Here is a 16,060-nt window from a genome sequence, read left to right as displayed (position 1 = left end):
TTGAGACGGGAGAGTAGAGAGCGCAACATATGGGGAAATCCGGAGTTATGCGGGGTGGAAACCAACGCGTGGCTGGGACATAACCGTCGCAAGACGTGAGCGAAAGGGGCTCACATAAAAATGGGCGGCAAACCGCCCCCGTGGCAAGGGCGGGTCTTAAGCGGCATGGCGAGACGCATTCTGATCGTGGTGGAGAACCTGCCGGTGCCGCTGGATCGCAGGGTCTGGCTGGAGGCCACGACATTGCGCGCCGCGGGCTACGAGGTCTCGGTGATCTGTCCGATGGGTCGCGGCTGGGACGCGGCTTATGAAGAGATCGAGGGCATCCATATCTACCGCCATCCCGCACCACCCGAAGCCCATTCCGGCGCGGTCGCCTATGCGCGGGAATACTGGCACGCGATCAAGGCGTGGTTCCGGCTGGCGAAACAGGTGAAGCGCGAGCGCGGCTTCGACGTGATCCAAGGCTGCAACCCGCCCGACCTGATCTGGCTTCTGGCGTGGCGCTACCGGCTGTCGGGCGTGCGCTACATGTTCGACCACCACGACGTCTGCCCGGAGCTGTTCGAGGCCAAGTTCGGCAAGAAGGGGCTCCTGTGGGCCGTGATGCGCATCTGGGAGCGGATCACCTTCGCCAGCGCCTCGGTTTCGATGGCCACGAATGAGAGCTTCCGCAAGATCGCGATCACCCGCGGTGGCATGGCCCCCGAGGACGTCTTCGTCGTCCGCTCCGCCCCTCGCGTCGAGACCTTCCTGCCCGGACCCGGCGATCCGGCCTATCGCAAGGGCGCGAAGACCGTGCTCGGCTATATCGGCGTGATCGGCCAGCAGGAGGGGATGGACCTTCTGGTTCAGGCGGTCGAGCATCTGGTGCGCAAGCTCGGCCATACCGATCTACATGTGGTGATCGTGGGCTTCGGCCCCGAACTGCCTAACGTGGAGGCCGACGTCGCCGCGCGGGGCCTGAGCGAGTCTTTCACCTTCACCGGCCCGCTTTACGGCGAAGAGATGCTCGCGACGATGAATGCGATCGATATCGGCGTCGCGCCCGATCCGAAAAACGCGATGAACGACATTTCCACCATGAACAAGGTCATGGAATACATGACGCTCGAGAAGCCTTTGGTGCAGTTCGAACTGACCGAAGGGCGGGCCTCTGCAGGGGAGGCCGCGCTTTATGCACGTGCCAACGATCCGAAGGACTTCGCCACCCGCATCGCGGCCCTGATCGAAGCGCCCGAGCGCGCGCGTTCGATGGGGCGACTGGGCCGGGCGCGGGTGCTCGATGCGCTGTCCTGGGATTTCTCGGCGCGACAGCTCCTTTCGGCCTATGACCGGATATTCTCCAAGATGGAGAAATAAAGCCTGAGATCAGGCTAAACTGTTTCTCCTAAATCGTTACTTTCGCTTGATTTTCGCCAAGATTCCAGTTGCGCGCGGCCCCAATTGCGCCACAAACTCAAGGGGCGAGCAGCGTTGCGGTTCGCGCTGTTTCATTCGGCATTCGGCTTGGATCCTGTATGGCGCATTGGAGGACATCGGCGGTAGCGTTTGCCGCACTGGTTGTGACCGGTGTGGCCAGCTCTTCTTTCGCGGGTGATCTGCGCGAAACCGCTCCGACTTCGATGCCCGGTCAGACGGGCCGCTCGCTTTACGATCCGGTGGCCCATGCGCTCGCGATCGGGCTGACGCCTGCGATGGCAGATGCGCGCGTGGACCGCGCGATCAAAGCCGTGGAAACATGTCCGCTCGTCTTCGACACCCGTAACCCGATCCCGGGTTGCTGGGGCGGGACCGTCGCGCTGGGCTCGTAAGCCCGTCACTCTGGAATCGAGGTGCTCAGCCTGGGCAGCGACTGTCCGATGAAACGTGTAAGGCGCCGGTCGGCCGCGCGGATATCCTCGTCGCGGCGGATCGGCGTGACATAGCGTACCAGCGCGCCATCGGTTCGTCCGCGCGTGAGGCCATCCGCGATCACCGACAGCTTCGCGCGCCAGTCACTCGTCATCGCGCGGCCACGTCCGTCGAACCAGTAATACACCAGTTGCCTGTTGAGCCCCTTGGTGATGATCGCGCGGTTGACCTCGAAGGGGGCGCGGTGGGGCAGGGCGATGCGATGCGGGCGGAAGGCGCTGACCTCCCAGCCACCGACGGGCAGGCACACCTCGGGCGAGTGGATGCCGTCGCCCTGGCTCTGATCGGCATACCAGGCGACGAACAGGTTCACCGGCGCGTCCTGCGCGGGATCGGCATAGACCGCGTTGAGATAATCGCTCGCCGCTAGGACTTGCTCGGTCGCAGGCTCCAGCGGGTGGCGCGTGCCCTGCCAACTGTCGATCTGCGTCGGGAAGGACGACAGGGGCGCGCGCTCCGGCGGGAGCGTCGTCATCTGCGGCAGGCCCGACCAGAGCACCAGCGCGACCCCCGTGAGGATGACCGCCAACCCCAGATCGCGCGACGGTGCGAGATTGCGCAAGCGGCGTGCCTCAGGCGCAAAGCGGCGATAGTCCAGATCTAGCGCCTCGGAGAGCGGTTTCGGCTCGGCCACGAGCCGCTGCAGCCCGATCGCGGTGAGGCTGAGGATCGCGATCGCCGCGCCGAAGATCACCCAACCCTCGAAGACATGCAGAAAGCCCTCGGCCTGCTCGATGCCGTAAGCGTCGACGAGGATCGCGACCATGCCGATGCGCAGCGAATTCAGAAGCACCGTCAGCGGCGCGGCCATCGCGAAGAGCGCCGCCTTATGCCAGAACGGCCCGCGATAGAGGATGCCGAACAGGTAGGAAAAGCTGAGGATGGGGAAGAGATAGCGCAGCCCCGAACAGGCATCGGCCACCTGCAGCTTGTAGACGCCGAGGTCGATGACGTTGCCGCTCAGATGCACTGGAATGTCAGCGGCGCGCACCAGCATCACACCCAGCTCGGACGAGACGAGCTGGAGGGCGATGGTGAGTTTCCAGTAGAGGATCTGCGGCAGCGGCAGCATGAAGATCAGATGCAGCACCGGCTTCCAATGGCGCTTGCCCGCCTGCCAGCCCATGCTCAGCAGCACCACGCCCATCGTCCAGATAATCAGCGCATAGGTCACGAGGTCGGCGATCTGCGCGCGCGCGCCGAAGACAGCGAGGGAGAGCGCCACTGCGATCACCGTGACGCCTTGCCAGCGCTGCGGGCGGGCGTCCAGTTGCAGCGGCGCGTGGTGCAGTTCGCGCGCGAAAAGATAGAGCGAAATCAGCGGGATCAGCGGCCCGTGGCTGTATTCCGGCGTGGACCACGCAGCCCCGAGGCTGGCCAGCCCCAATGCGAAGAACGGATAGGAAAGGACGGCCAGCGTCAGCAGGCCGAGCGTGCCCCATGGCAGGGCACGCTCCTCGCGCAGAGGGGGGCTCGTAGTGATCATCTCGACTGCTCGCTCATAGGCCGTCTGACGCGGCGCTTTCACATGAGCTTACCCTGCGAGAGCTTTGATCCAAAGACAAAATCAGCGCTGGTCCGGGGCCCGGCGCGGGGTGTTGCCCGACGAGCCCGCCCGCGCGGTCCCGGTCAGCGCTGCAAGCTGCTCCTGCGCGCCTTGCATGGCGGGCGGCAGTGGCGCGCCGGCCAAGCGCAGCGCATCGCGCAAGGCGGCCTCGGCGAGGTCGGTCTCTTCCAGCGCTATCAGCACGGCAGCGTAGTGATATTGCGCCAGCGCGTTCTCCGGCAGCCCGGCCGCGGCAGCGGCAAGAAGGGGGCGCGCGGCGCCGTAATTTCCCAGCCGGTATTCTGTCCAGCCATAGGTGTCCTTGAAGGCAGGTTCAGGTCGCTCGCGGAAGCGTTTCGCGATCCGGGCCGCGCGCTCGAGGCTGGGTCGGTCGTCGCGATGGCTGCTCAGCAGGCTCGCAAGGTTATTGGCGACAATCAGGTCGCTGCTGTCGCGCGTGTAGAGATCGTCATAGGTCGCGATCGCCGCGTCGAACCGGCCCGATTTCTCTTCCGACCGCGCCCGGTAGAGCAGTAGCACCGGATCGGCCTGCGGAGCCTTCTCCAGAGCGGTCTGGATCACCGCAAGCGCGTCGCCTTCGCGCCCTTGAGACGCAAGCAGGCGATAGAGCTGGCGCGCGGGACGCGGATCGGCGGGGGCTTCATGCATCAGTGTGCGCAGCGCCGCCTCCGCCTGATCGGTGTCGCCCCGGATCGCGGAGAGATTGGCCGCCAGCAGGCGCAAGCCGCGATTACCGGGCTGTTGCTCCAGTTGAGCGTCGAGATAGGCGCGGGCCTCGGCCCCACGTCCGGAGGCCAGTTGCGCCTGCACCACCGCCGAGACCGCCGCTGCGGAGACTGCCGTGGCCGTGGTGATGCCGTCGTCGCCGGGGCCGGACGCCTGCACCAGAGTTTTCACCGTCTCTATCGCGCTCTCGCTTCGCCCGCGCCCGAGGAGGATCGCGGCACGGATCGACTGCGCCAACCCCTCGGTGCCCGGCGCGGCAAGCGCGGCGAGCCGGTCGGCACTGCGATGGGCGAGTGCCCAGTCGTGATCGGCCAGCGCCAGATCGGCCTGTCGCTTGAGCAGGCCCGGGCTGTTCGGAGTGACCTCCACGGCCTCGGCCAGAACCGTCCGCGCGGCACTGGCGCGGTCGTGCGCGAAAAGGAAATCGACATAGCGGATCGCCTCCGGCGCGGCGCGGCCCGCCGCGTCATAGGCTTGGCTGAACTGCCCCAGCGCGAGATCGGGGGCGCCGTCGCGCATATAGGTCTCGCCCAGCAGGGTCAGGGTCTGCGGGTTGTCGGGGGACTGTTGTAAGGCGCTGCGCAGATCGGTGATCGCGAGATCGGTGCGATCTTCCTCGATCCGCCAAGTCGCGCGCTGTTGCAGGGCAGGGACGTTTGTCGGGTCGGTCTTCAGGATGGCCGCAATCTCGGCCTTCGCCTTTTCGCGTTGCCCGTCGTGGTCGAGCATCCGGGCGTAAGCGGTGCGGACCTGACGCATCTCCTCGCTGTCGGGATGGCGGGTGATAAGTGCCTGCATCCGCGCAAGCGCCGCTGCCCGGTCACCCGCCTGAAAATCCAGATCGGCGCGCATCGCGGTGAAGATCGCCTCGTTCGGCTCGCCCTGCGACTGCGCGATCAAAGAGTCGAGTTCCGCCCGCGCAGCGTCGGCCCCTTTTGCGCGGGCCAGAAAGCGCACCAGTTCCAGATAGCCGCTCGTCTGCCGGTCGCGATCGGTCGTGAGCTTGCGCAGGAAGCGCGCGGCCCCCGCCGGATCGTCGCGCAGCACATACCATGCGATCAGCGCGGTGCGGGTCTTCGTGTCCTCGGGAAACAGCCTCTGCATCACTTCGAGCTGCGCGCCGATCTCGGCGCTTGAGCCGTGTTTCGAGATCAGCTCCAGCTTAAGGACCTGCAAACGGTATTGCGCCGGGTCGCGGGTCAGCGCGGCATCGAGGGCTGTAAGCGTCGCCGCGTCATCGCCTTCCGCGTTTCGCGCGTCGATCAGTACGTGCCAGCCGGTGAGGATCTCCGGATGCGCTTCGGTCAGTGCTTCGGCCGTCGCTGCGATCTCGGAGCGGCGCGCGGTATCGCGCGACAGGCTGGCGTCCCGCAGGTCGAGCGCAAGCTGCACCGCCTGCGCGCCGGGATCGTCGGGCGCGAGTTCCTTGACCGCGTCCGCCTCTTCCTGCGCGCGGGGCAGGTTGCCTGTGCGCAGCGACAGCTCCGCAAGGATGCGATGGACATCGACGGTCTCTGGATATTGTTCGAGAAGGCGCAGATACTGGCTGAAGGCTTCCTGCAGCCGTCCCTGCGCCAGCAGCAGATCGGCATAGGCGCGCCGCGCGGCCTTATGCGTGCCGTCATATTCGAAGACATTGCGCAGCTCGACCATCGCGCGGAGCGGATCGCCTTCGGCCAGAAGCGTCTGGGCCGATTGGTAATGGGCCTCGGCCTTGTCTTCGTCACTCTTGCAACCGCTCAATGCGAGCGCTGCGCAAAGCGCGAGACAGCTCGCGCGCGCATACTGGTATCGGGGCATCTGTCTTGCCTGTCTGCTACTGCGCTCTGATCGGCGCTTGGCAAGAAGGCTAGCTGCTGCGACGTCAACTATAAAGAGATTTGAACATCCTACCCCTGTCTAAAAGGCCAGTTTTTCGAGGGATAGACGCGTTTTTGCGACAGTTTGGCTGTAACTTCTCACGATTTCCTCACGAATTCTTGCGAAGTGCGGGGGGATGCCGCTTACTGGCGCAAATCCAAGAGGCCAAAGGCCCGGTACAGGCATGAACGAAATCTACACCGAATTCTTCGGACTGGCGGAGCGGCCTTTTTCGCTGCTGCCCGATCCCGACTTCCTGTTCTGGTCGCCAGAGCACAAGCACGCGGCGACGATGCTCGAATACGGGCTTTTCTCGCGCGCGCCGATCACGCTCATCACGGGAGAGGTGGGGGCGGGCAAGACGACGTTGCTACGTCACCTGATGGCGACCATCTCCGAGGATGTAACGATCGCTCTGGTCTCCAACGCGCGGGGCTCGCGCGATGACGTGATCCGCTGGATCATGCTCTCGCTCGGCCAGCGGGTGGAGGCGGGCGAGGATTACGTCCTGATCTACGATCGGTTCCAGCAGCTTCTGATCCAGGAATATGCTGCCGGGCGGCGCGTGGTGGTGGTGATCGACGAGGCGCAGAACCTCGATGCGGGCGTGCTCGAAGAGCTGCGCATGATCACCAATATCAACGCCGACAAAGACGAGCTGGTGCAGCTGATCCTGATGGGGCAGCCGGAACTGCGCGACCTGATCGCGCGGCCAGAGCTGCGCCAGTTCGCGCAGCGTGTGTCTTCCGGCTTCCATCTCGGGCCGATGCCCGCCGATTGCGCGCAGCCCTATGTCACCCATCGCCTGCGGGTTGCAGGTGCGACGCGGGAGATATTCACCCCCGAGGCCGCACAGAAACTGCACGCCCATTGCGGCGGCCTGCCGCGGCTGATGAACCAGCTGGCCGATCTGGGCATGGTCTATGCCTATTCGGCGCGTTCGGAGGTCGTCACCGGCGAGATCATCGACAGGGTGATCGAGGACAATGTCTTCTATCTCCCGGTCGAGACGCAGCGCGCCAAGCCGCGCGTGATCGCACCCGCGCCGATCTCTGCTGCAAGCGCTGGGCATGCCGGCCTTGCGCCCGGTCCCTCACAGCCGGAGCCCGCGCCCGCCTTTCTGCACAGGGGAGGGCGCTGATGCGGGAGCTCCGCTTCTACGCGGCCCTGTTCGCCCGGCGGATCCACTGGCTCTTGCTGGCGGTGCTGCTGGGGGCGCTTGTCGGGCTGGCGGCCGGACGGATGATCACACCGATCTACGAGGCCAGGGCGCTTCTGGTTGTCGAAGGCGATCGCATCCCCGACCGTCTCGCCGCCTCGACCGCGCACACCGATACCAACGCCAAGCTGCAGGTGATCCGCAAGCGCGTGCTCTCGCGTGAGAGCCTTCTCGACATGGCGCGTCGGATGGCGCTGTTTCCGGACCTGCGCACCGAGACCGGCGCGCGCGATGCCGACGCAGTGTTCGAGGCGCTGAAGAATTCGGTCGCGATCGAAATTTCCGAGCAGAGCAGATCGCGCTCCGCCCCCAAGGACGCGACTTTCATGACGGTGTCTTTTCGCGCCGGCGCTCCGGCTCGCGCCGCGCGGGTCGCGAACGAGCTGGTGACGCGCATTCTGAAGGAAGACGCCGATATTCGCACCAAGGCCGCACGCGATACGCTCGATTTCTTCTCGCGCGAGGTGAATCGGCTGGAGGCGGAGCTGTCGAAATCCTCCGCGGCGATCTTGCAGTTCAAGCAGGAGAACGGCGACGCGCTGCCCGAGGAGCTGCCGCTGCTTCGCGACCGTCTCGCCGCGGTGCAGGCGGACGCGGAGACCCGGCTCGCGCATGTGAACGAGACCGAAACGGAGATCGACCGGCTGGTGCGCCTGCGCGAGGCGGCAGGGCGCAAGGTCGACCGCGACGCGATCTACCCGCCCGCAGCCCGCGAACTGTCCCGGCTGGAAGCGCAGCGCGACGCGCTCAAACCTCTTCTGCCCGCTGATGACGCGCGCCTCGCGGCGCTGGGGGCGCAAATTCAGGAGTTGTCGCAGCAGGCACAACTACCGCTGCCGAAAGCGAAGTCGGCCTTCGAGAACCGTCTGCGCGAGTTGACCGATGCGCTTTTCGTGGCGCAGGCTGCGGGCGAGGCCGCTGACTTGAAGATGACGCAGCTTCGCGAAGCCATGGCGAAAGTGCCCGCCAATGCATCGGCGCTCGAAGCGCTGCGCCGCGATCACGACAATCTCGCCGATCAGTACGACAGCGCCGTGCAGGCGCGCGCGGTGGCCGAGACGGGCGACACGATCGAGTCGCTGGCCAAGGGCGAGAAGCTGACCGTGATCGATCAGGCGGTGGCACCGGGCGAGCCGGTGAAACCCAACCGCAAGACGCTGGCGCTGGCCGGGGTCGGAGTGGGGCTACTGCTCGGCCTCGTCGCGATCGCGCTGAAGGAATTGCTCAGCACCGGTATCCGTCGCCCCGAAGACCTGCAGCGCCATTTGGGCATCGCGGCTTTCGCGACGCTGCCCTACCTGAGCACGCCCGAAGACTTACGCGCCCGTCGCCGCAATATAGTGGTCTCCGGCTCGATGGTCGGCGGGGCGTTCATCGCGGTCGTGGTGCTGTTCAGCGCGTTCTACATGCCGCTCGACCGGCTGTTCTGAGGCAAGGAGAGCGAGATGGCCGAAAGACTTCGAGATGCGATTGCCAAGGCCCGGGCCGCCCGCACCGGGCGTACGGCGTTCGAGCCTGCCGCGCGCGCGCCAGCGTATCAGGGCAGTGACAGTCTCACCGCGAACGCGTGGCAGGCGCTGACGCCGATTGCCCCGAACCTCGGGCGACTGCGCGGCAAGCGCATCGTCAGTCCCGACAGCAGCGCCGAGAGTGCCCCGATCGACCTGATGCGCACGAAGATCGTGCAGCAGATGCGGGCCAATGGCTGGCGGCGGCTGGCGATCACCTCGCCCTCGGCGGGGTGCGGGAAATCCACCGTCGCACTCAATCTCGCGCTGAGCCTCGCACGGCAAGAAGAGCGGCGCACCCTGCTCATCGAGGCCGATTTCCGCAAGCCCTCGCTTCTTAAACTGCTCGACGCGCCGCGCGGCCCGCAAGTTTCCGACGTTTTCGCAGGGGAAGCCGAGTTCGCCGATCACGCGCTGCGTCTGGGCGCCAACCTCGCGATCGGAGCAAACAGCAAACCGGTCGCGACCCCGGCCGAGCTGATCCAGTCGCGCCGCGCGACCGAGGCGCTGGAGCGGATCGAGGCTATCTACGCCCCCGACCTTATGATCTTCGACACCGCGCCCGTGCTGGTCAGCGACGATACGCTCTCGCTCGCCGCCCATGTCGATTGCGTGCTGATCATCGCCGCGACCGAAGAGACCACGATCCGGGAAATCGACATCTGCGAGCGCGAGCTGGCCGAGCGCACCAACGTGATGGGCGTCGTGGTCAACAAGTTCCGCTTCGCGGCCCCCGAATATGGCTATGCCTATGGTTACGGTTACGGGGTCGTTTCGGACGCGAACTGAGCGGTGCCGCCGCTTTGCCTTCCGTCACGCCCGTGCCATATAGCCTCGGTAAGCGAGCGAGGTCCCGCAGGCCGAGGCTTCGGACCGCGCCAAACTCTGCTGACGAAAGGCCGATATGACCCGCATCATCTCTTCTCTCTCCGAGATTTCCGACTCGTATGACGCGCTGTTCTGCGATCTGTGGGGCTGCCTGCATAACGGGGTCGAGGCTTTCCCCGGGGCTGTCGCGGCGCTGCAGGCGTTTCGCGCGAAGGGCGGCAAGGTCGTCCTCCTGACCAACGCGCCGCGTCCGTCGAAGTTCGTGATGGAGTCACTCGACAAGCTGGGCTGTCCGCGCGACGCCTATGACCTCGTCGTCTCTTCCGGCGATGCCGCGCAGGATGCGATGTTCGCGGGCGCCGTTGGCAAGAAGGTCTGGCATCTGGGGCCGTCCAAGGATGACGGCTTCTTCACCGAGGTGCCGGAAGAATGGCAGGGGCAAGCCGAGATCACTCGCGTCGATTTCGACGATGCAGAGGGTATCGTCTGCACCGGTCCCTTCGATGAGGTGAACGAAGTTCCCGAGGATTACCGCCCGAAATTCCTGCTGGCGAAGATGCGCGAGTTGCCGATGCTCTGCGCGAACCCCGATATCGTCGTGGATCTGGGCGACAAGCGCATCTATTGCGCTGGCGCTTTGGCCGCGCTCTACGAGGAAATGGGCGGCGAGGCGATGTATTTCGGAAAGCCCCATCCGCCGATCTACGATCTCGCGCGGCGCAAGTTGAGCCGTCTGGGCGGCGCGGAGGATGAGCGCATCCTCGCCATCGGCGACGGGATCAATACCGACGTGGCCGGCGCCGCGGGGGAGGGGATGGACTGCCTCTTCATCACCGGCGGTCTGGCGCATGACCAGTTCGGCGCCGATCCGCAGAACCCCAATCCGGAGCTGCTGCGCACCTGGCTGGAGGCGCGTCAGCGCGATCCACTCTACAGCATGGGGCAACTGACCTGAGCGGAGCATCAAATTCTCTACGTAACTTTGTTGCGACTTTTGTCTCGGTAGGGTAAAAAAGTTGCGCAGGCGCCTTGCCTGTGCTCTGCCGCATGTGCTATGCCGCAGTGCAACATGAACTTCCGGCTGGGACCTATGGATATGCTCGACAACCTGCCCCGTGGCACGATCTGCATCGAAGATCTGGAAATCGGCATGGTGCGCTACCTCCGCAAGGAGGTCACCGACCGCGACATCGAGATGTTCGCGGAGGTTTCCACCGACCATAACCCGGTCCATCTGGACGATGCCTATGCGCAAGACACCATTTTCGAGGGTCGAATCGCGCATGGCATGCTGACCGCGGGGCTGATCTCGGCGGTGATCGGCGAGCAGCTTCCCGGTCACGGCACGGTCTATCTGGGCCAGTCGCTCAAATTCATGGCCCCCGTGCGCCCGGGCGATGTGGTCTACGCCGAGGTCAAGGTCACGGCGATCGACCATTCGCGTCGCCGTGTCACGCTTGAAACCCACTGCGCGGTGGGCGATACGGTGGTCGTGAAAGGCGAGGCGCTGGTTCTGGCGCCCTCGCGCAAGTTCGACTGACCCGGCGACCTCGCCGGAGGGCGGGGTGGATGAAACGCTTGACCACTTGGAAATCGCTGGAGAAATCCTCGCGCGGGGCCTCCGTCGCGATGGGCAATTTCGACGGCATCCATCTCGGCCATCAATCTGTGATCGATCAGGCGCGCGGGAAAGATGCGCCGCTGGGCGTCATCACCTTCGAACCCCATCCGCGCGAATTCTTCGCAGCGCGCGCCAGCAAGACCCTGCCGCCGTTCCGGCTGATGAACCCCGAGGCGCGCGCCAACCGGCTCGCCAAGCTCGGCGTCGATCGCCTCTATGAGCTGCCCTTCAACGACGAACTGGCCGATATGAGCGCCGACATGTTCGCCCGCGAGGTGCTGGCCGAAGGGCTGGGCGTGACCCATGTCGCGGTGGGCGGCGATTTCCGCTTCGGCAAGGGGCGCGAGGGCGACGTGGCGATGCTGACGGAGCTGGGCGCGAAATACGGCTTCGAGGTCACCGTCGCGCCGCTTCTGCATGTCGAGGGGGTCGAGGCGTCCTCGACCGCGATCCGCACCGCGCTGGCCGAGGGCCGTCCCGAGGATGCCGCCGCGATGCTGGGTCACCTGCACCGGATCGAGGGCGAAGTGCTCCACGGTGACAAGCGCGGACGCGATCTGGGTTATCCGACCGCGAACATGTCGATGGCCGGGCTGCATCTGCCCAAGCTTGGCGTCTATGCGGTGAAGTTCGACGTGCTGACCGGTCCCTACAAGGGTAGCTATCTGGGGGCGGCGAGCCTCGGAGTGCGTCCGATGTTCGGCGAGAACACCCCGAACCTCGAAACCTATGTCTTCGATTTCAAAGGCGACCTTTATGGCGAGCATGTCTCGGTCGCGCTGGTCGAATTCCTGCGCCCCGAGATGAAGTTCGACGTGCTCGAGGCGCTGGTCGCGCAGATGGATGCCGATTGCGTCCGCGCGCGGGAGATTCTGGCGGAGCGCTGAGAGGCGAACGCCGACCTCAACTCCCGCCCGGGCGACCCGCCCGGGCCGCGCCCGACCTCCCAGCGGGAGGGCGCTTTTCGCCGCCAGCGCGCGCATCGACGTCGCTCGGTGACGGGACCATAAAGCTCAGACCACGAGAGTCGCGAACGCCCGCCCGAGGTCGGGCGCAGCCCGTCCCGCCACGTCCAAATCGCAGATCCGCTCACGATACGCCGATCTGCCCTTTCCATTTCCCCGCCGCTGCCCCATTTTCCGCGCCATGACCAAATTGCGCCCCGAGTTCTGGAAACTGCCGCTGAAGAAGCTCACCGCCCCCGAATGGGAGGCGCTTTGCGATGGCTGCGGCAAATGTTGCCTGAACAAGCTCGAATACGAGGATACGGGCGAGGTCGTCTTCACCCGCGTCGCCTGTCGGCTGCTCGATGGTGAGAGCTGCAGCTGCACGCAATATGACATTCGCCACCAGTTCGTCCCCGAATGCGTGACGCTGAGCCCCAAGACGATCCACAAGATCGCCTATTGGATGCCCGCGACCTGCGCCTACCGGCTGCGCTTCGAAGACAAACCTCTACACGACTGGCACTACCTGATCTCGGGCTCGCGCGAGACGGTCCATGAGGCCGGGGAGAGCGTGCGCGGCTGGACCGTGCCCGAGTTCGAAGTGCCCGAAGACGAGTGGGACGAATACACGATCGAGGATCTCTCATGAATTTTGCCTCCGACAACACGTCCGGCGCCCATCCCGCCATTCTCGAGGGCCTCACGGCCGCGAATGAGGGTCATCTGCATTCCTATGGCGACGATCCGATCACCGAGGGCGTTCAGGCGAAGATCCGCGAGATCTTCGAGGCACCCGAAGCGCGTGTCTATCTGGTCGCGACCGGAACGGCGGCCAATGCGCTCTCCTGTGCGGTGCTGACCGATCCCTGGGGCGCGATCTTCTGCCACCGCAACGCCCATATCGAGGAAGACGAGTGCGGCGCGCCGGAATTCTACACCAACGGCTCGAAACTGGTTCTCGTCGACGGGCCGGATGCGAAGATGGACCCCGACGCGCTGGCGCGCACCATCGCGCACACGGGCCGCGGCGGTATCCATAACGTGCAGCGCGGCATGGTCTCGATCACCAACTCGACCGAGGCAGGCGCGGTCTATTCGCCCGAGGACGTGAAGGCGCTGACCGATGTCGCACGCCGCTACCATCTGCCGGTGCATATGGACGGCGCGCGTTTTGCCAATGCGCTGGTCGCTGCGGGTTGCACTCCTGCGGAGATGACGTGGAAGGCGGGCGTCGACGTGCTCAGCTTCGGCGGCACCAAGAACGGCTGCATGGCGGTTGAGGCGGTGGTGATCTTCGATCCCAAACGCGCCTGGGAGTTCGAGCTGCGCCGCAAGCGCGGTGGCCATCTTTTCTCGAAACACCGTTTCCTCGCGGCCCAGATGCAGGCCTATCTGGCCGATGATCTGTGGTTGAAGACCGCGCGGCATGCAAATGAAATGGCACGCAAACTCTCGGAAGGCATCGGCCAGATCGAGGGCGCGAAGCTGATCCACCCGACGCAGGCCAATGCGGTCTTCGCCGCCTTGCCGCGCGGCGCGCATAAGCGCGCGAATGCGGCCGGGGCCTATTACTATCTCTGGCCCTTCGATCAGTCGCTGGAAGGCCCTGAAGACGAGCTTCTGGCCGCGCGTCTGGTCTGTTCCTGGGCCACAACGCCCGAGGAAATCGACGCCTTCCTCAGCCACCTGGCGTAATCGGCGCTGAAGATCAGCGCCCCCCGGGCAGCTCGCGAAAGGCGATCTTCTCGGGCGGGCCATCCCATTCCGGATGCTCTTTCTGTGCGGCTCTCAGGGCCGCGCGGAACCGGCGGATCGCACCAAGGCCCGGAATGCGCGGGATATGTGCGAGCTCCCAGTGAATGCCGTTGATCGGATCGTCGAAGAACACCGCGTAATAGCCCGGCGCATAGACGGGATATTCCTGCGGGGCGTCGGTCACCGACAGCTCGCGCGGGATCAGGAAATCTCGGTGAAACGCATCCACTTCGGCGCGCGACTTCGCCCAGAGCGCGATGTGATGTATGCCCACCGCCCGCGCGTCATGATCCAGCTTCTTGCCGGAATGCGCGGGCTGGATGCCGATATAGGAATGCGGCATCGGGAAGCGCGCCATGTAATAGGTCGACCGATATCCGATATCGAGCGTCCAGAAGCTCTTATATCCAAGCCATCCGAACATCGCATCGTAGAAGGCGATCGACCTTTCATAGTCGAGCACCGAAAATTCGACGTGATTGACCCCGCGCCAGCGCATGAGAGGCCTCCTTCGGTTGCCTTCACACTAAAGGAGGCAGGCGACCATGCAATGACGCTTCACGCAGACGGGATAGGGTAGGGCGGCTGCCAGACCTTCGCGGGAGCAAGCTGCCGGACCGTCGCGGGGGTAACCTCGAACTGCACGAGATGGCTCAGATCGGGACGCGAGCGCGACGCATAGAGCATCGCTTGCGCGCCGCTGTTCCGCGCTCGATCCGAGAAGTGCCAAGTGGACGAGGGCGCGCCGCTCGCCCTCTCATCCTGCCAGACCGCCGACGCCGCCGCCTGATCGGGCGTGCCTCGCAGGTCGTCCACCGCCTGCGCTGTGATCTGCAACGGAACGATCACCCGCGGCGGATCGCTGGCCCGCACGTAACGCCGCAGGGCTACGCCAGCCCCTTCGGCACTCAGCGAGGCATAAAGGGCTACCTGCCCGGAATGATGAAACCGGCCCTCCGGATGGCGGGCCGGTTCGCAAGCATCTTCGGCACGATCGGCAGAGAGGATCCGCCAGACCGTGCCGTGGAAAGAGATCACTCGGCTTCGCCCTGCTCGGCGAGGAATTTCTCGGCGTCGAGCGCGGCCATGCAGCCCATGCCGGCGGAGGTGACCGCCTGACGATAAGTGTGATCGGTCAGGTCGCCTGCCGCGAAAATGCCCGGCTGCGAGGTCCGGGTCGAGCCCGGTTCCACCCAGACATAGCCGCCCGATTGCATCTTCAGGCTGTCCTTGACCAGTTCCGACGAAGGCGCGTGGCCGATCGCCACGAAGAACCCGTCGCAGGGAATCACCTTCTCCGAGCCGTCCGCGGTGGATTTCACGCGCACGCCGGTCACGCCCAGCGGATTTTCGTCGCCGAGGATTTCCTCGACCGTGTGATTCCACTCGATCTCGACCTTGGGGTTCTTGAACAGGCGCTCCTGCAGGATCTTCTCCGAACGCAGCGTGTCGCGGCGGTGGATCAGCGTCACCTTGGAAGCGAAGTTGGTCAGGAACAGCGCCTCTTCGACAGCGGTGTTGCCGCCGCCGATCACCACGACTTCCTTGCCGCGATAGAAGAACCCGTCACAGGTCGCGCAGGCCGAGACGCCGAAGCCCTTGAACTTCTCTTCCGAGGGGAGCCCAAGCCATTTCGCCTGCGCACCGGTGGCGAGGATCACCGCCGAAGCCTCGTAGGTCGTACCCGAATCGCCTTTTGCAACGAAGGGGCGCTTCGACGTGTCGAGCTCGGTGATCATATCCATGATGATCTCGGTGCCCATCGCGCGGGCATGCTCTTCCATCTTCACCATCAGCTCGGGGCCCTGGATCTCGCTCTCGCCGGGCCAGTTCTCGACCTCGGTGGTGATGGTCAACTGGCCGCCCGGCTGCATGCCCTGCACCAGAACCGGCTCGAGCATCGCACGCGACGCATAGACCGCCGCCGTGTAGCCGGCAGGGCCGGAACCGATGATCAGAACCTTGGTTTTCTTCGTCTCGGACATGCCCGCCTCCTTGGAAATCTGCCCGACGGATATAGTCGGAGCGAAGCGCGCCGAAAAGCCCCTGCATGCCGCGACAAATAGCACTTGCGGAGCGTGTCGCGAAATATTATTGCGCCTCCTCTCTTCCGGC

General features: G+C 65.0%; 15 protein-coding genes. 10 read left to right on the top strand and 5 right to left on the bottom strand.

All coding sequences use genetic code 11. The features are described from left to right. The first annotated feature begins 165 nt into the window (after positions 1–165). Positions 166–1,362, top strand: a complete 1,197-nt coding sequence (locus tag B6V74_RS01390) for a glycosyltransferase family 4 protein (RefSeq protein ID WP_088721766.1) — start codon at positions 166–168, stop codon at positions 1,360–1,362. 158 nt (positions 1,363–1,520) lie between these two features. Then, entirely contained in the window at positions 1,521–1,814 is a 294-nt protein-coding gene (locus B6V74_RS01385; RefSeq protein ID WP_168184165.1) for a hypothetical protein, read from the top strand. Positions 1,815–1,819: 5 nt separating this feature from the next. On the opposite strand, the gene xrtD is transcribed toward B6V74_RS01385, so the two are convergent. Beyond that, on the bottom strand, positions 1,820–3,400 hold the full coding sequence (xrtD, locus tag B6V74_RS01380; protein WP_088721764.1) for a VPLPA-CTERM-specific exosortase XrtD: 1,581 nt from the start codon (positions 3,398–3,400) through the stop codon (positions 1,820–1,822). A gap of 81 nt (positions 3,401–3,481) precedes the next feature. Continuing rightward, on the bottom strand, positions 3,482–6,007 hold the full coding sequence (locus tag B6V74_RS01375) for a tetratricopeptide repeat protein (protein ID WP_088721763.1): 2,526 nt from the start codon (positions 6,005–6,007) through the stop codon (positions 3,482–3,484). Between the two features lie 244 nt (positions 6,008–6,251). On the opposite strand from B6V74_RS01375, the gene B6V74_RS01370 reads away from it, so the two are divergent. From B6V74_RS01370 to B6V74_RS01335, 8 genes are all read left to right on the top strand, one after another. Further along, positions 6,252–7,208, top strand: coding sequence for an AAA family ATPase (locus B6V74_RS01370; RefSeq protein WP_168184164.1), 957 nt, complete (start codon positions 6,252–6,254; stop codon positions 7,206–7,208). After that, positions 7,208–8,716: a hypothetical protein gene (locus tag B6V74_RS01365; RefSeq protein ID WP_088721761.1), complete on the top strand. Its 1,509-nt coding sequence runs from the start codon at positions 7,208–7,210 to the stop codon at positions 8,714–8,716. Before B6V74_RS01370 ends, B6V74_RS01365 begins: the two co-directional genes overlap by 1 nt. A 15-nt stretch (positions 8,717–8,731) precedes the next feature. Next, positions 8,732–9,583: a CpsD/CapB family tyrosine-protein kinase gene (locus B6V74_RS01360; RefSeq protein ID WP_088721760.1), complete on the top strand. Its 852-nt coding sequence runs from the start codon at positions 8,732–8,734 to the stop codon at positions 9,581–9,583. Between the two features lie 115 nt (positions 9,584–9,698). Then, a complete protein-coding gene (locus tag B6V74_RS01355) occupies positions 9,699–10,577 on the top strand; it encodes a TIGR01459 family HAD-type hydrolase (protein WP_088721759.1) in 879 nt (292 codons plus the stop codon). Between the two features lie 141 nt (positions 10,578–10,718). Continuing rightward, the gene (locus tag B6V74_RS01350; RefSeq protein ID WP_075774735.1) at positions 10,719–11,162 is read left to right on the top strand and encodes a MaoC family dehydratase; all 444 of its coding nucleotides are present in this window, start codon (positions 10,719–10,721) and stop codon (positions 11,160–11,162) included. A 29-nt stretch (positions 11,163–11,191) separates the two neighbouring features. Continuing rightward, complete coding sequence (locus tag B6V74_RS01345; protein WP_088721758.1) at positions 11,192–12,130, top strand: bifunctional riboflavin kinase/FAD synthetase; 939 nt, start codon at positions 11,192–11,194, stop codon at positions 12,128–12,130. A gap of 259 nt (positions 12,131–12,389) precedes the next feature. After that, on the top strand, positions 12,390–12,839 hold the full coding sequence (locus tag B6V74_RS01340) for a YcgN family cysteine cluster protein (protein WP_075774736.1): 450 nt from the start codon (positions 12,390–12,392) through the stop codon (positions 12,837–12,839). Continuing rightward, positions 12,836–13,885 carry a low specificity L-threonine aldolase gene (locus B6V74_RS01335; RefSeq protein ID WP_088718871.1) on the top strand — a complete coding sequence of 350 codons (1,050 nt, stop codon included), beginning with the start codon at positions 12,836–12,838 and terminating at the stop codon, positions 13,883–13,885. Before B6V74_RS01340 ends, B6V74_RS01335 begins: the two co-directional genes overlap by 4 nt. A 13-nt stretch (positions 13,886–13,898) precedes the next feature. Here the strand turns inward: B6V74_RS01335 and B6V74_RS01330 are convergent, their stop codons facing one another. Genes B6V74_RS01330 through trxB form a run of 3 tightly spaced genes read right to left on the bottom strand, consistent with a single transcriptional unit; the run spans position 13,899 to position 15,930 of the window. Next, positions 13,899–14,444 (bottom strand): VOC family protein, encoded by a 546-nt coding sequence (locus tag B6V74_RS01330; RefSeq protein WP_088721757.1) that lies wholly within the window; start codon positions 14,442–14,444, stop codon positions 13,899–13,901. A 59-nt stretch (positions 14,445–14,503) separates the two neighbouring features. Next, entirely contained in the window at positions 14,504–14,983 is a 480-nt protein-coding gene (locus tag B6V74_RS01325) for an RES family NAD+ phosphorylase (RefSeq protein WP_088721756.1), read from the bottom strand. Beyond that, positions 14,980–15,930, bottom strand: a complete 951-nt coding sequence (gene trxB, locus B6V74_RS01320; protein ID WP_088718868.1) for a thioredoxin-disulfide reductase — start codon at positions 15,928–15,930, stop codon at positions 14,980–14,982. Before trxB ends, B6V74_RS01325 begins: the two co-directional genes overlap by 4 nt. Between the last annotated feature and the right edge of the window lie 130 nt (positions 15,931–16,060).

Source organism: Thioclava sp. F42-5, from assembly GCF_002213195.1.
GTDB lineage: Bacteria > Pseudomonadota > Alphaproteobacteria > Rhodobacterales > Rhodobacteraceae > Thioclava > Thioclava nitratireducens.
This window is presented reverse-complemented; position numbering and strand designations above follow the sequence as displayed.

Bases quoted from the DNA above. Each gene is read 5' to 3' on its own strand.
- B6V74_RS01340 (WP_075774736.1), top strand. From the start codon at position 12,390: ATGACCAAATTGCGCCCCGAGTTCTGGAAACTGCCGCTGAAGAAGCTC.
- B6V74_RS01335 (WP_088718871.1), top strand. From the start codon at position 12,836: ATGAATTTTGCCTCCGACAACACGTCCGGCGCCCATCCCGCCATTCTC.
- B6V74_RS01375 (WP_088721763.1), bottom strand. From the start codon at position 6,007: ATGCCCCGATACCAGTATGCGCGCGCGAGCTGTCTCGCGCTTTGCGCA.
- B6V74_RS01360 (WP_088721760.1), top strand. From the start codon at position 8,732: ATGGCCGAAAGACTTCGAGATGCGATTGCCAAGGCCCGGGCCGCCCGC.
- trxB (WP_088718868.1), bottom strand. From the start codon at position 15,930: ATGTCCGAGACGAAGAAAACCAAGGTTCTGATCATCGGTTCCGGCCCT.
- B6V74_RS01365 (WP_088721761.1), top strand. From the start codon at position 7,208: ATGCGGGAGCTCCGCTTCTACGCGGCCCTGTTCGCCCGGCGGATCCAC.
- B6V74_RS01345 (WP_088721758.1), top strand. From the start codon at position 11,192: ATGAAACGCTTGACCACTTGGAAATCGCTGGAGAAATCCTCGCGCGGG.
- B6V74_RS01355 (WP_088721759.1), top strand. From the start codon at position 9,699: ATGACCCGCATCATCTCTTCTCTCTCCGAGATTTCCGACTCGTATGAC.
- B6V74_RS01370 (WP_168184164.1), top strand. From the start codon at position 6,252: ATGAACGAAATCTACACCGAATTCTTCGGACTGGCGGAGCGGCCTTTT.
- B6V74_RS01330 (WP_088721757.1), bottom strand. From the start codon at position 14,444: ATGCGCTGGCGCGGGGTCAATCACGTCGAATTTTCGGTGCTCGACTAT.
- B6V74_RS01390 (WP_088721766.1), top strand. From the start codon at position 166: ATGGCGAGACGCATTCTGATCGTGGTGGAGAACCTGCCGGTGCCGCTG.
- B6V74_RS01385 (WP_168184165.1), top strand. From the start codon at position 1,521: ATGGCGCATTGGAGGACATCGGCGGTAGCGTTTGCCGCACTGGTTGTG.
- B6V74_RS01350 (WP_075774735.1), top strand. From the start codon at position 10,719: ATGCTCGACAACCTGCCCCGTGGCACGATCTGCATCGAAGATCTGGAA.
- xrtD (WP_088721764.1), bottom strand. From the start codon at position 3,400: ATGATCACTACGAGCCCCCCTCTGCGCGAGGAGCGTGCCCTGCCATGG.